The 13,830-nt window shown below is 49.9% G+C and carries 13 protein-coding genes and 1 pseudogene; 10 read left to right on the top strand and 4 right to left on the bottom strand.

Translation table 11 applies throughout. The annotated features are described in order from the left end of the window. Positions 1 to 58: 58 nt before the first annotated feature. Complete coding sequence (locus tag HMPREF2907_RS00435; RefSeq protein WP_070679095.1) at positions 59 to 595, bottom strand: PepSY domain-containing protein; 537 nt, start codon at positions 593 to 595, stop codon at positions 59 to 61. 503 nt (positions 596 to 1,098) lie between these two features. Between HMPREF2907_RS00435 and HMPREF2907_RS00430 the strand changes: the two genes are divergently transcribed. Together HMPREF2907_RS00430 and HMPREF2907_RS00425 are read left to right on the top strand one after the other, a co-directional pair. After that, positions 1,099 to 1,761, top strand: a complete 663-nt coding sequence (locus tag HMPREF2907_RS00430; protein ID WP_060974960.1) for a response regulator — start codon at positions 1,099 to 1,101, stop codon at positions 1,759 to 1,761. A gap of 58 nt (positions 1,762 to 1,819) precedes the next feature. Beyond that, positions 1,820 to 3,163: an ATP-binding protein gene (locus HMPREF2907_RS00425; protein ID WP_070679094.1), complete on the top strand. Its 1,344-nt coding sequence runs from the start codon at positions 1,820 to 1,822 to the stop codon at positions 3,161 to 3,163. Positions 3,164 to 3,632: 469 nt separating this feature from the next. On the opposite strand, the gene HMPREF2907_RS00420 is transcribed toward HMPREF2907_RS00425, so the two are convergent. Beyond that, on the bottom strand, positions 3,633 to 4,583 hold the full coding sequence (locus HMPREF2907_RS00420) for a CysB family HTH-type transcriptional regulator (RefSeq protein WP_045075049.1): 951 nt from the start codon (positions 4,581 to 4,583) through the stop codon (positions 3,633 to 3,635). A 439-nt stretch (positions 4,584 to 5,022) separates the two neighbouring features. Between HMPREF2907_RS00420 and HMPREF2907_RS00415 the strand changes: the two genes are divergently transcribed. Next, complete coding sequence (locus HMPREF2907_RS00415) at positions 5,023 to 5,784, top strand: OmpA family protein (RefSeq protein ID WP_070679093.1); 762 nt, start codon at positions 5,023 to 5,025, stop codon at positions 5,782 to 5,784. A gap of 215 nt (positions 5,785 to 5,999) precedes the next feature. Here HMPREF2907_RS00415 and serS read toward each other — a convergent pair whose 3' ends face one another. Then, on the bottom strand, positions 6,000 to 7,295 hold the full coding sequence (serS, locus tag HMPREF2907_RS00410; protein WP_070679092.1) for a serine--tRNA ligase: 1,296 nt from the start codon (positions 7,293 to 7,295) through the stop codon (positions 6,000 to 6,002). A gap of 212 nt (positions 7,296 to 7,507) precedes the next feature. Here serS and rpsF point away from each other — a divergent pair. The 5 genes and pseudogenes from rpsF to mltB all read left to right on the top strand — a co-directional run bounded on the left by rpsF (position 7,508) and on the right by mltB (position 10,078). Beyond that, positions 7,508 to 7,878: pseudogene (gene rpsF, locus HMPREF2907_RS00405) on the top strand (30S ribosomal protein S6). A 2-nt stretch (positions 7,879 to 7,880) separates the two neighbouring features. Beyond that, positions 7,881 to 8,177, top strand: a complete 297-nt coding sequence (priB, locus tag HMPREF2907_RS00400; RefSeq protein WP_003757378.1) for a primosomal replication protein N — start codon at positions 7,881 to 7,883, stop codon at positions 8,175 to 8,177. A gap of 6 nt (positions 8,178 to 8,183) precedes the next feature. After that, a complete protein-coding gene (gene rpsR, locus HMPREF2907_RS00395; RefSeq protein ID WP_003678863.1) occupies positions 8,184 to 8,414 on the top strand; it encodes a 30S ribosomal protein S18 in 231 nt (76 codons plus the stop codon). Positions 8,415 to 8,430: 16 nt separating this feature from the next. Further along, positions 8,431 to 8,883: a 50S ribosomal protein L9 gene (gene rplI, locus HMPREF2907_RS00390; RefSeq protein ID WP_003743490.1), complete on the top strand. Its 453-nt coding sequence runs from the start codon at positions 8,431 to 8,433 to the stop codon at positions 8,881 to 8,883. Positions 8,884 to 8,995: 112 nt separating this feature from the next. Beyond that, positions 8,996 to 10,078 (top strand): lytic murein transglycosylase B, encoded by a 1,083-nt coding sequence (gene mltB, locus HMPREF2907_RS00385; protein ID WP_070679091.1) that lies wholly within the window; start codon positions 8,996 to 8,998, stop codon positions 10,076 to 10,078. Between the two features lie 66 nt (positions 10,079 to 10,144). Here the strand turns inward: mltB and HMPREF2907_RS00380 are convergent, their stop codons facing one another. Then, positions 10,145 to 10,858: an aldose epimerase family protein gene (locus HMPREF2907_RS00380; RefSeq protein WP_070679090.1), complete on the bottom strand. Its 714-nt coding sequence runs from the start codon at positions 10,856 to 10,858 to the stop codon at positions 10,145 to 10,147. A 198-nt stretch (positions 10,859 to 11,056) separates the two neighbouring features. Here HMPREF2907_RS00380 and dnaX point away from each other — a divergent pair, with 198 nt between their 5' ends. After that, a complete protein-coding gene (gene dnaX, locus HMPREF2907_RS00375; RefSeq protein ID WP_070679089.1) occupies positions 11,057 to 13,234 on the top strand; it encodes a DNA polymerase III subunit gamma/tau in 2,178 nt (725 codons plus the stop codon). A gap of 141 nt (positions 13,235 to 13,375) precedes the next feature. Continuing rightward, entirely contained in the window at positions 13,376 to 13,711 is a 336-nt protein-coding gene (locus HMPREF2907_RS00370) for a YbaB/EbfC family nucleoid-associated protein (protein WP_003744574.1), read from the top strand. Positions 13,712 to 13,830: the final 119 nt, after the last annotated feature.

Raw genomic sequence — 13,830 nt, 5'->3', positions numbered from 1 at the left:
AACCTTATTTGGGTTTTCAGACGACCTTTTGACAGGTCGCCACGAATCGGTTTTTACTTTATAAATCGATGTGTGAAGACAGTACCTGACCGCTGTTGGCATCGACGCGTACTTCGTATTTTTGGATGCCGTTGACGGTTTCCACTTTATAAACCGACGGGCCTTTTTTATAGCTCAAATCGGCATCCTTCGCGCGGCCGCCTGTTTTGGCTTCGGCTGCGGCAATCGCCTGTTTCAGGGAAATATTGGTGTTCGGCAGCGGTTGGAGCGGTTTTTTGTCGTAGTCTGGGCGGCTTTCGATGATGTGCCCGTTAGCTGCATCGACGAAAACTTCTTGTTTCTGGTCATCGGCAACTATTTCTACTTTATAGTAGCTCTGGCCGTTTTTGTGGCGGAAATCGACTTCGACGGCGCTGCCCGGAATTTTGGCCACTGCGTAATCGACAGCTTGGGCGGCACTGATTTTGCTACTGGAGAAAGCGGCGGCTTTGGTTCCGGGTATTATGGCACCTGCGGCATATGCACCGACACTGGCAGTACCGATGGTCAGAGCGGTTGCGACGGCGATGATGAGACCTTTTTTGCTGAATTTCATGATGTTTCCTTTTTTGTCGGATAAAAATAAAAATGTTTGTGTATTTGAAATCTGCCAACAGTGTCTGCTGGATTGAGCGTATTAAAACAAGCCAAACTTAAGCGAACCTTAAGAAAAAGATTTTTCTATAAATTTTATTCAAATTATTGTTTTTATTTTATATTTATTCCTCCAAAATTTCTTAAGTTCTACTTAAGCCCAGCCTGTTTTAATGACAGGCCTCAGCCTGAAACCAAGGGTAAAGCGGGCAGTCTGCATGATGTTCCATTGCCATCCCGACTTTGGTTTTCAGACGACCCTGTCTTACATTATTGTTTTGAAGCAAGGCAGTACAACAAAACGAGTTTCAAGCCAATCCGCTATATAATCCATATCATATAGAGCCAATTAAAATAGAGGCACCCGGTTTTCGCCATGCCTTTTCTTGCGAAGGCGGGAAATGGCGGGGCAGAGCGTCTTGATTTGAATTCACTGCATTTATCCGAACAAACAGGAGTATCTTTATGCGTATCCTGCTGGTGGAAGACGACCCGCACATCGGCGACGGCATTGCCGCCGGGCTGAAAAAGCTCGGTATGGCGGTGGACTGGTTTTCAGATGGCGCTCAAGGACAGTCCGCACCACTGGCTGCGCCTTATGATGCGGCGGTGTTGGATTTGGGGCTGCCGAACATCGACGGCATAGAAATATTGCGGCACTGGCGCAAACAAGGTCTGACGCTACCCGTGCTGATTCTGACGGCACGCGATGCGCTGCCCGACCGCCTGACCGGGTTGAACAGCGGCGCGGACGATTACCTGTGCAAACCCTTCGCATTGGAAGAACTTGAAGCACGGCTGAATGCCTTGGTGCGCCGCAGCCACGGACGCAGCGACAGCGGCCTGACCTTCGGCAGCCTGTATTTGGATACCTCCGCCCAAACCGCCACACTCGGCGGCAAGCCGCTGAACCTGACCGCGCGCGAATGGCGGCTGCTGGAAATGCTGGTCGCCAATCCGAAACACATCATCAGCCGCGCCCATATCGAAGACAAACTATACGGCTGGGATCAAGAAGTTGAAAGCAACGCGGTCGAAGTGCATATCCACAACCTGCGCAAAAAAATCGGTTCATCCGTGATTCAAACCAAGCGCGGATTGGGTTACCAACTCGGAGAAATGCCTTAAGGTCGTCTGAAAACGCAAAATTTGAAGAAACAGCCCCCTTGCACAAAAAGGTCGTTCCATGTTTAAAAAGCTTCCGCCTGAAACTTCTATCCGCAAACGCCTGATACTCTATATCGGCAGCGGACTGCTCTTGGCATGGTTCGCCGCCAACGCTGTTTCACTGGCAATGGCGTTACACGAACTGAATGAATCCGCCGACAGTCAGATGAGCGACCTTGCCCAATCACTGCCCTACATCGAACCGGAAAAAGCCGTGCTGCTGCCTAAAGTTAAAAAAAGCCTGGGCAAAGGCCACACCGGTTTTGCAGAAGACAAACAAAACGGCATTTCCGTCTGGAATGCAGACGGCAGACTGTTGCTCTCAGACAAAAGGGGTAAAGAAATTCCATTCCGCAAAATTTCCGGCTTCACCGACATCGGGAAGCCTTGGCAGGAAAAAAGCTTACGCGTCATCTATTACCACGACGGGAAAACCGGACAGACAGTCGCCGTTGCCCAACCCTGGCGCAACCGCCTTGAAATTTTGTGGAACATTGTTTGGGCGCACCTTGCCGCCTCGCTGCTTGTTCTGCCGCTGATGGTGTTGCTACTGCATCTGGCGGTCAAACGCAGCATCTACCCGCTTAAAGAGCTCGCATCAGAATTGTCCGAACGCCGCGCCGACAACCTTGCTCCCGTCAGCCGAGCCGTACCGCAGGAAACCCAAACCCTGGTCGATGCCCTCAACCGCCTGTTTGCCCGCGTTCAGACCAGCATCGAACGAGAACAACGCTTTACCTCCGATGCTGCCCACGAACTGCGCAGCCCGCTTGCCGCATTGAAAGTGCAGGCCGAAGTCCTCGCCCTCAGCGACACTGCCGAACAGCCCTACCACCTGCAACAAATCCAACAAAGCCTCAACCGCGCCGAACACCTAATCAACCAACTGCTCACGCTGGCACGGCTCGATCCCGAACAAGGCCTGAAAAATACCGCCCCCATCAATTGGGAGCGCCTCAGCAGCCAAGTGCTGCAAAACACCAACCTCTCCGCCCGCGAAAAACGCATCCGCCTCAAGCGCGAATTTCTTGCCGAGCCGCCCCTCCTGCAAGGCGACGACGCGCTACTGCAACTCATGTTGCGCAACCTGCTCGACAACGCTGTGCGCTATTCGCCCGAAAACAGCGAGGTTGGACTGTATTTTCACGCTGACCGTATCGAAGTACGCGACCAAGGCACCGGCATCGCCCCCGAACATCTGTCGCGGATTAAAGAACGTTTCTACCGTCCTGCCGGACAAAATGCCCAAGGCAGCGGACTGGGTTTGTCCATCGCCGAACACATCGCCAAACTCCACGGCCTGACGTTGAAACTTGAAAACCGCGACGGAGGAGGTTTGAGCGCATGGCTGGAGAGAGCCTGACAATAAGTACAAAACAGCAGCTTCCTACATTTGGCAAACACTCCCCCCAATCACCCAAAGGTCGTCTGAAATTCCTGACAAATCAGGTTTTCAGACGACCTTCTATAATCAATTAAAATAAAAAACACCCAATATCCTTCATTTCCGCGCAGGTAGGAATCCGAATCTGGAGTTTTCAAAAATACTCAAGGATTGCAGCGAATACAATATCTAAACGGAAGGTGCAGAACACTTTTGTTTCTAGCTCTGAAAACAGTTCCGATTAAATAATCAGCCTTCCTACCCTCGACACCTTGGGTTTATCAAACTCTGCATCCTTACAAGAAACACACCTTTAAAAACATAGAAATATTCAAACCAAGCATACGGCAAAACTAAAAGGTCGTCTGAAAGCACGGTTCTGACAAAATCAAAACCGCCCCGTTTCCAGACGACCTCTTGCCCCATCAGGCGTATTTCAACTAAACAATCAAATAGAAAAGTCCTCGACTACTGGAGTATAAAGCGTTCTATCGACCACTTCACGCGTCAACTTAGGCGCGAACAATTCTATAAAATCATATGCATACCCCCTAAGATAGGTATCTTTCCTAACGGCAATCCAAGTTGGAGACGACTCAAACAAATGTGAGGCGTCCACTAATTCCAGATCCGTGTCATTCTCAGGATCGTAAGCCATCTTCGCCATTAACCCGACACCAAGACCCAAACGGACATACGTCTTTAAAACATCCGTGTCCGCTGCCGACAACACAACATCGGGCTGCTCTAATCTGGCTTTATTAAAAGCCCGGGCAATACTACTCCCCTGATTGAACGCAAATTCATAAGTAATCAAGGGAAAAGAGGCCAAATCCTCAATACTCAAAGGATTTTTACAATCCAACAAAGGATGTTCATGCGGCACGATAACCGCATGATTCCATTCATAACAAGTTAATTTACCCAACTCCGGATGCTCATCGATACGCTCAGTTACAATCGCAATATCCGCCTCTCCGTTACTAACCATCTGGGCGATGGCCGCAGGACTGCCCTGCTTGATGGTCAGTGTTACCTTCGGATAACGTTTGACAAATTCCGCCACAATCAAAGGCAGGGCATAACGTGCCTGCGTATGAGTCGTCGCAACAATCAACGAACCACTGTCATGATCAGTAAACTCACTGCCTATATTTTTAATATTCTGCACATCGCGCAAAATCCGTTCTACAATTTCCAACACAGCCTTGCCGGGCTGCGACACAGAAACCACGCGTTTGCCGCTGCGGATAAAAATCTGTACGCCCAACTCCTCCTCAAGAAGCCTGATTTGCTTGGAAATACCCGGCTGGGAGGTAAAAAGGGCTTCAGCAGCTTCAGACACATTCAGATTATGCCGGTACACCTCCAATGCATACCGTAATTGCTGTAATTTCATAAACGGCTCGTGTTCTATATATTTGTATGATTTGTGCGACAAATGGCAGACAATTTAACATATTTTTCCTAAATTGTCGGCAGCACCCTCACCTCAAATAAAAACTTTTGTTTTAAATAGTACTATACAAACCGATTATCGAAACCAACATTTCCCTCAGTACAAACTGTATCCTTCATACAACAACAAATGGCAACAAACTCCGATTTACCCATAAATAAATGACACAAACTTGATTTTTAGGCATGATTCGAAGCTAGGAAGCAGGCAGTTTCATGATTGTATGAGGCATTGAGTATTGACAGTAGGCACCATGCTTCTTTATAGTGCAAACTGATATATCCGATTTGCCGCTGCTTAGTATGCTGCGGCCTGTATATTGGTAATTTGCAGCGGTTCTTAAACACCCGCCGCATAACAATTTAGATGAGGGAATAAAATGACCAAACAGCTGAAATTAAGCGCATTGTTCGTTGCATTGGTTGCTTCCGGCACCGCAATGGCAAGCGAACCGCATACCAAACATGGTTACGTTGTAAGCAGCCAGTCTCAAGAAGTCGTCCGCAACAACTATGGCGAGTGTTGGAAAACCAGCTATTTCGACAAAGAGACCCAAGGTCGTGTCGAATGTGGCGACCGTGAAGCAGTAGCCGCAGTCCAACAAGCTCCCGAATATGTTGACGAAACCGTATCTCTGTCTTCTAAAACACTGTTCGGCTTCGATAAAGACAACCTCCGCCCTGAGGCTCAAGAGAACCTGAACGCATTAGCCCAACGCCTGAACAATGAAAACGTTCAAACTGTGCGTGTCGAAGGTCACACCGACTTTATGGGTTCAGAAGAGTACAACCAAGCTCTGTCCGAACGCCGTGCAAACGTAGTTGCCAACTACTTGGTTGGCCGTGGTATTCCTTCCAGCAAAGTTTCCGCTGTAGGTCTTGGCGAATCTCAAGCTCAAATGACTGCCACTTGTGAAGCAGAAGTAGCAAAACTGGGCAAAAAAGTATCCAAAGCCAAAAAACGCGCTGCTTTGATCGCATGTATCGAACCTGACCGTCGTGTTGACGTGAAAATCCGCAGCACTGTCACCAAACAAGTCACTCCAGGGCAAACAGTCGAGGGACAAGGTGAACGTCCTGCAGTAGATGAAGGTTGGATTCCTTCTCCCTACAACGGTGTACACGGTTACGCCAAACCTTAACTAAATTTAGTTTTAATTCAAAACCCCGCCTCTGCGGGGTTTCCTTATATTTGTATTTTCCCCTCTACAAATTAAGAGACTTTTTATCCCTTCTTACACCCACCTCCATAAATAATCAAAAAATCAATAAACAAAACTTAATGAAAAACGGATAAAAAAAGGCACCCTAAGATTGCTCAGAATACCCTCTTCAAGTCTCATATCATCAAGTTAAATTACTTAACCTCTATCTTTTCTACTCCGCCCATATAAGGCTGCAAAGCGGTAGGAATATTGATGCTGCCGTCGGCGTTTTGATGGTTTTCCAAAACAGCGACCAAAGTACGGCCTACTGCCAAGCCGGAGCCGTTCAAAGTATGCACCAAGCGGTTTTTGCCGTTTTCGTCTTTGAAACGCGCCTTCATGCGGCGGGCTTGGAAATCTTCGCAGTTGGAGCAGCTTGAGATTTCGCGGTAAGTATTTTGCGCGGGAACCCAGACTTCCAAGTCATAGGTTTTGGTTGCGCCGAAGCCCATATCGCCGGTACACAAGGTAATCACGCGGTAGGGCAGTTCCAAGGCCTTCAGGATGTTTTCGGCATGACCGACCATTTCTTCCAGCGCTTCGTATGATTTTTCGGGATGAACGATTTGCACCATTTCTACTTTATCGAATTGGTGTTGGCGAATCAGACCGCGCACGTCTTTACCGTATGCGCCCGCTTCGGAGCGGAAACATGGGGAATGGGCGGTCAGCTTCAGCGGCAAATCGCTGCCTGCCACGATACTGTCGGCAACGGTGTTGGTCAGCGTCACTTCGGCGGTCGGAATCAGATATTGCGTTTTTTTGCTCTCGTCGCCGCCGCGGGTAACATGGAACAAATCTTCTGCAAATTTAGGCAGTTGGCCTGTGCCTTGCAGGGTGGTGTCGTCCACGATGTAGGGCGTGTAATGCTCGGTGTAGCCATGTTTCAGCGTGTGCGTATCGAGCATGAATTGCGCCAGCGCGCGGTGCAGGCGGGCGATTTGACCTTTCATGACGGTAAAGCGCGCGCCGGAGAGTTTCGCGCCGCCTTCGAAATCCAAGCCCAAAGGTTCGCCCAAATCGACATGGTCTTTGATTTCAAAGTCAAATTCGCGCGGGGTGCCGACTTTGCGGACTTCGACGTTTTCAGTTTCGTCTTTACCAACAGGCACGCTTTCGTGCGGCAGGTTGGGAATGCTCAACAACCATGCGTCCAATTCTTTCTGAACAGCATCCAAATCGGCGGCGGCCTGCTCCAAATCGGTTTTGATTTGGGCGACTTGATCCATGGCTGCCTGCGCCTCTTCGTGTTTGCCCTGTCCTTTCAATGCGCCGATTTGTTTGGAAATGCTGTTGCGCGAGGCTTGCAGCTCTTCGGTTTTCACTTGGACGGCTTTGCGCTGCTCTTCCAGGGCATTGAAACGTGCGGTATCAAACTCGTAACCGCGCTGTGCCAAACGTTCGGCGACGGCTGCGGTGTGGCTGCGGAGCTGTTGGATGTCTAACATTTTATTATTCTCTCGATAGAATTCAGAAATGGCATTATTGTAAACCAAATCGCCAATCTTTTCATGACAACACTTTTATTCAAAAACCCCTTTCTTACATATCATCCATTGCAGAAAAAGCAAGAATGGGATAGAATCCATCGTTTCGTCAAACCTTGCCTTTTGCTTTCGCATGGCAAAAGGCTGTATTTAATCATCCATAAGGAGATAACATGCGTCATTATGAGATCGTGTTTATCGTTCATCCTGATCAAAGCGAGCAAGTGCCTGCTATGGTTGAACGTTACAAAACCATGATTGCCGAAGCCGGCGGCAAAATCCACCGTTTGGAAGACTGGGCCGCCGTCAACTGGCTTACCCGATTAACAAAATCCACAAAGCACACTATGTTTTGATGAACATCGAAACTACTCCTGAAGTAGTTGAAGAGCTGGAAACCGCTTTCCGCTTTAACGATGCCGTAATGCGCCATCTGACCATCAAAACAAAACATGCTGTAACCGAAGCCTCTCCTATGCTGGGCGGCGAAAAAGCAAAAAACTTGCTGAACGGTGCGGCTGAAGAAGTTGCAGCAGCCGAATAAGATTGGATAATCTTACAAAGCTTACCGCCCTGATTTACAAGGTTGAATCCTTGAGATACACACCGGCAGGAATCCCTGTTTTGGATATTATGTTAAAGCATGAATCTTGGCAGGAAGAAAACGGGCAAAAATGCCTGGTCAGTTTTGAAATTCCCGCGCGTATTTTAGGTAAGCAGGCTGAAGAATGGCAGTATCGGCAAGATACGATGGTTGAAGCAGAAGGCTTTCTCGCACAGCGAAGCAAACGCTTCCCAAGGCCGATACTCCGCATACAGAACATTAAAGAATATAAAGGTTAAACGACAATGGCTCGTCAATCATTCAAACGTAGAAAATTCTGCCGCTTTACGGCTGAAAAAATCCAAGAAGTCGATTACAAACAAGTTGATTTGCTGAAAGACTTCATTTCTGAAAACGGCAAAATCATCCCTGCCCGCATCACCGGCACCAAAGCGCATTACCAACGCCAATTGGCTACTGCAGTCAAACGCGCACGTTTTCTGGCTCTGCTGCCTTACACCGATCAACACAAATAATTTTGGAGTTTAAATCATGCAAATTATTCTGTTAGAGAAAATCGGCGGTTTGGGCAACCTGGGCGACATCGTTACCGTGAAAAACGGTTACGCCCGCAACTTCCTGATTCCTGCCGGCAAAGCCAAACGCGCTACTGAAGCCAACATGAAAGAATTCGAAGCACGCCGTGCCGAATTGGAAGCCAAACAAGCCGAAATCTTGGCCGATGCTAAAGCACGTCAAGAAAAACTGGATGGTCAAACCATCACTATCGCTCAAAAAGCCGGTGTGGACGGTCGTCTGTTCGGTTCCGTTACCAATGCCGACATCGCTGCTGCGATTGTTGCCTCAGGCGTTGAAGCTGCAAAATCCAACGTCCGCCTGCCTAACGGCCCTCTGAAAGCCGTAGGCGAGTACGAAGTTGAAGTGGCTTTGCACACTGACGCTGTTGCTGCGATTACCGTTGCTGTTGTTGCGGCTGCCGAGTAATAGACAGTCTTAAAAGGTCGTCTGAAAGGAAAGGGAATGTATATTCCTACCGTCTTTCAGACGACCTTTTTGCATAATTAAGACTGCTTCCTTAGTGACTATAAATTCAGATATGAAAAAACTTATCCCTTTCATCGCAATATCAACCGCGTTGCTGCTTTCCGCTTGCAGCACAACCAAAACAAACGTTGAGTCTGCTAAAACGGTTGAGCCGATTAATCAAAGCAAAAACCAGCGTCCTGCTTTTGATTCTGCTGCGGAATCGGTTGCCAGCAGCGGCTTTAATGCCAATACCAATGTCCGCCAGTTTATCCGTTACGAGGCAGCGAAAAAGCAGTTTACAGAAGCCGAGCTGCAAAACTTTTTTAATGGCGTGGTTTACAAGGGCAATATCATCAATATCATGTACCGCCCGTCAACTTCCCGTCCTTGGTATGAATTCCGCACGGGCAACTCCGGCGCGACGAAATTTAACGGCGGCAAACAGTTTTACGCCGCCAACCGTGCCGTTATCGATGATGTGGCACGCAAATACGGTGTACCTGCCGAGCTGATTGTAGCGATTATCGGCATTGAAACCAATTACGGTAAAAACACGGGCAGCTTCCGCGTTGCCGATGCTTTGAGTACCTTGGGTTTTGATTATCCGCGCCGTGCCGAGTTTTTCCAAAACGAGCTGATTGAGCTTTTGCTGATGGCGAAAGAAGAAAAAGAGAATGTTTTTGATTTCAAAGGCAGCTATGCGGGTGCAATGGGTATGCCGCAATTCATGCCTTCGAGCTATCGCAAATGGGCGGTCGATTATGATGGCGACGGACACCGCGATATTTGGAACAATATCGGCGACGTTGCCGCTTCTGTTGCCAATTATATGAAGCAGCACGGTTGGAAAACAGGCGGCAAAATGATTGTTCCCGTCAATCTGACGATTACGCCTGATTTAAAAGCCATTATTGATGAAAAAACCGCATTGAACCGTACCGTTGCCGATTTCAAAGCGATGGGCGTGGTTCCGCAAAAAGCGGTTGCTGACAACGAGAAAGCCGTTTTGTTCAGCTTGGAAACCAGTCCGGGCGTATTTGAATATTATCTCGGTCTGAATAATTTCTATACAGTTTGGCAGTATAACAACAGCCGAATGTATGTTACCGCCGTGCGTGATATTGCCAATGCAATCAACAACAACGGTTTGTAATGTTCAAAAACCACCTTCTCCAAGGTGGTTTTTTATTTGAGGGCCTGAAACAAATCCACTCCAAACTCAAGCAATCAAACGGATTTTCATGCCGTAACGCTTTTTGCCATGTCCGGAAACAAACTGTCCGCCGCGCGCAGGCGATAAAAAGGCGTTGCCTTCGGCGGTAGGCTCGGCACAGGTGTATTGTCCGTTGCGGTCGCTCCAAAGCGCGTAAACGGGCAGGTTTTGCGTTCGGATGTCGAGTTTTAATCCGTCAAACGCAACATGTGTATCCGATGGTGAAGCGACAAATTCCGTGTGTGCGATATAGTCGGCGTCGTAGGGCGCGCCGTTGAAATCGAATTGGGTGCCGACGGCGGGGAAATAGGGATGGAAACCGGGTGAAGTGCGCACGGGCGCGTCGCCGTAATTGCAGACGGTCAGCGTGGCGACCGCTTCGTTTTCGTTCGGCAGGCTGTAATCCAGAAGCCATTCGACGTTTTCATAGCCCTTTGCCGTGCTGATCAATCTCAAGCCGACATCCGATTCGTTTTGATAACGGATTTGCCAAGTAGAGGTTCTGCCGAAACCGTGTTGCGCCAAATGGTTTTTACTGTCCGGCCCGAACTGCGGCAGGCAGACGTGCATCCCGCCGCGTAATTTTGTATCAGTGCCGACTTGGACGCTGGTTTTCGGGAATAACACTTCCCGACCGTGTAAAACCAAATTGTCCACATATGCGCCCAGGGTGTTTATCTGCATGGATGCGGAATGATTGCGTAAGATGATTTCAGACATAGTGATTTGTTCTTCAAGATATTTTAGATTTTGTAATATTCTAACGATTATACACGCGCCTTTCCCGATATGCAGACAGAAAATCCTTAATAAAAATCAAAAAAATGCTAAAATACCCGTCATCTTCCAAGGTCGTCTGAAAGGCGTTCAACCACTTTTCAGACGACCTTCCGATTTATTTCCAGCAGAGAAAACCTTATGGCTTATCAAGTTCTTGCCCGTAAATGGCGTCCGAAAACCTTTGCCGATTTAGTCGGTCAGGAACACGTCGTCAAAGCCTTGCGCAACGCGCTGGACGAAGGCCGCCTTCACCATGCCTACCTGCTGACCGGTACGCGCGGGGTCGGGAAAACCACCATCGCCCGTATTCTGGCGAAAAGCCTGAACTGCGAAAACGCGCAACACGGCGAACCTTGCGGCGTGTGCCAAAGCTGTACGCAAATCGACACCGGACGCTACGTTGACCTGCTGGAAATCGACGCCGCTTCCAATACCGGCATCGACAACATCCGCGAAGTATTGGAAAACGCCCAATACGCGCCGACCGCCGGCAAATACAAAGTCTATATCATCGACGAAGTGCATATGCTCTCCAAAAGCGCGTTCAACGCCATGCTGAAAACGCTGGAAGAGCCGCCCGAACACGTCAAATTCATCCTTGCCACCACCGATCCGCACAAAGTCCCCATTACCGTTTTGAGCCGCTGCCTGCAATTTGTCTTGCGCAACATGACTTCGCAACAGGTTGCCGACCACCTTGCCCATGTTTTAAACAACGAAAACATCGCCTACGAACCCGCCGCCCTGCAGCTTTTAGGCCGTGCCGCCGCAGGCTCGATGCGCGATGCCCTGAGCCTGCTCGACCAAGCCATCGCCATGGGTTCGGGCAGCGTTGCCGAACAAGACGTCCGCCAAATGATTGGCGCGGTGGACAAACAATACCTGTACGAACTGCTGGCGGGTATCGTCAACCAAGACGGCGAAGCCCTGCTGGCGAAAGCGCAGGAAATGGCGGCGCGCGCCATCGGCTTTGACAGCGCGTTGAGCGAACTTGCCATGCTGTTGCAACGCCTCGCCTTGATACAGGCAATCCCTTCCGCTTTAGCACACGACGACCCTGAGCGCGAAACCCTGTTGCAACTGAGCCAGGCACTCAGCGGCGAACAAATCCAGCTTTATTATCAATGTGCTATCCACGGCAAACAGGATTTGAGCCTTGCGCCCGACGAATACGCCGGCTTCGTTATGACCCTGTTGCGTATGCTTGCGTTCGCGCCGTTGGCGGCGGATGTGCACGATGTTGGCGGACATATCGAAAATACCGAGCTGCATTCTGCCGAAACGGGTGCCCATACCGCAAAAAAGCCTTTGCAACTTCCCCAGTCTGAAGCCGCCAAACCACCCGTTCAGACGACCCCTGCGCCTGCCACGTCGTCTGAAAACAAGGTTGCCGAACCGGTTTCGACTCAAGGAAACAACGACGTCCCACCTTGGGAAGACGCGCCGAGCGAGGCAGAAACCGTAACAGAAACGCCTGCGCAAACGGCTGATGCGAGCGTTCAGACGACCTCTGACGCAGCAGAGACAAACACTCCGTCCGCAAACGAAGCAGAAACGCCGTTTCAGACGAGCCCTCAAGCCGAAACGTCGTCTGAAAATCAAGTTTCCGATAACGAGGCAGCAAACAATGAAGCCGACGTTTCCTTGCCTGAGACGTCGTCTGAAAACCCCATTCAGACGACCCCGATTGAAGAAGCCGTGGATGCAGAATCGTTTGCGCATGAAGCTTCCGCAGAGCCTTTCTACGATTACGGTTCGCCCGAGCATGACTACCCCGTAGCGGATAGCGCGGAAATGCCCCCGCCGCCGGATTGGGAACACGCCGTCCCTGCCGATACGGCAGAAGCAGAATCGGAAGCCGAAGAAGACAGCGACGATGAAGACACGCAGTTCGCCCCATTGCCCGAGTTCTCTACTGAAAACTGGGCGGCAATCGTCCGACATTTCGCCCGCAAGCTCGGTGCCGCGCAAATGCTGGCGCAACACGCCGCATGGACGCACTACGACGCAGGCAGCCATCTGATGATGCTGTCGCTGACCGACGAAGCCCGCGCCACCGCCAACAAAGAGCGGCTCGACAAAATCAAAAACACGCTTGCCGAAGCCTACGGCCTGCCGTTGAAATTGCAAACCGAACCGTGGCGCGACGACGCCGGCTGGGAAACCCCGACTATGCGCCGCCAACGCCTCCAGCTTGAAGGCAGGCAGCAGGCACAGGATTTGCTCGAAGCCGACGAAACCGCGCGTCAGGTTTTAAAAGTTTTCGAAGCCCAATGGCAGCCTGATTCTTTGGAACTGGCGGAGCAGGCGGAATAACGGCAATCGGGAATTTCCGTTTTCCTTCGGATACATAAACATTCAGGTCGTCTGGAAACCGTCAACCCGCTTTCAGACGACCCTTCACACCAAACGGTATGACCCCATAACCTTAACGATTCAACCACAGGAGTTTTAAATATGTTCGGAAAAGCCGGATTAGGCGGCCTGATGAAACAGGCGCAGCAAATGCAGGAAAACATGAAAAAAGCGCAAGCGAAACTTGCTGAGACCGAAGTAGAAGGCGAAGCAGGCAACGGCTTGGTTAAGGTCGTGATGACCTGTGCCCACGTCGTGCGCAAACTCGAAATCAGCCCCGACTTGATTCAAGAAGCCGCAGACGACAAAGAAATGCTCGAAGATTTGGTGCTCGCCGCCATCAACGCCGCATCTGAAAAAGCCGAAGAAACCACCAACAAAACCATGGGCGCATTCACCCAAGGCCTGCCCGCAGGCATGGGCGACTTCTTCCGCTAAACCCGCGCCGCAAAGCAAATAAAGGTCGTCTGAAACGCCAAAAAGCAGTTTCAGACGACCTTCGGATTATCTGTTTGACAAATAGACACCCGTCCAATATTTTCAGACGACTCCTGCCC

Origin of the sequence: Neisseria sp. HMSC055H02, from assembly GCF_001813335.1 — a bacterium.
Taxonomy (GTDB): Bacteria; Pseudomonadota; Gammaproteobacteria; order Burkholderiales; family Neisseriaceae; genus Neisseria; species Neisseria sicca_C.
This window is presented reverse-complemented; position numbering and strand designations above follow the sequence as displayed.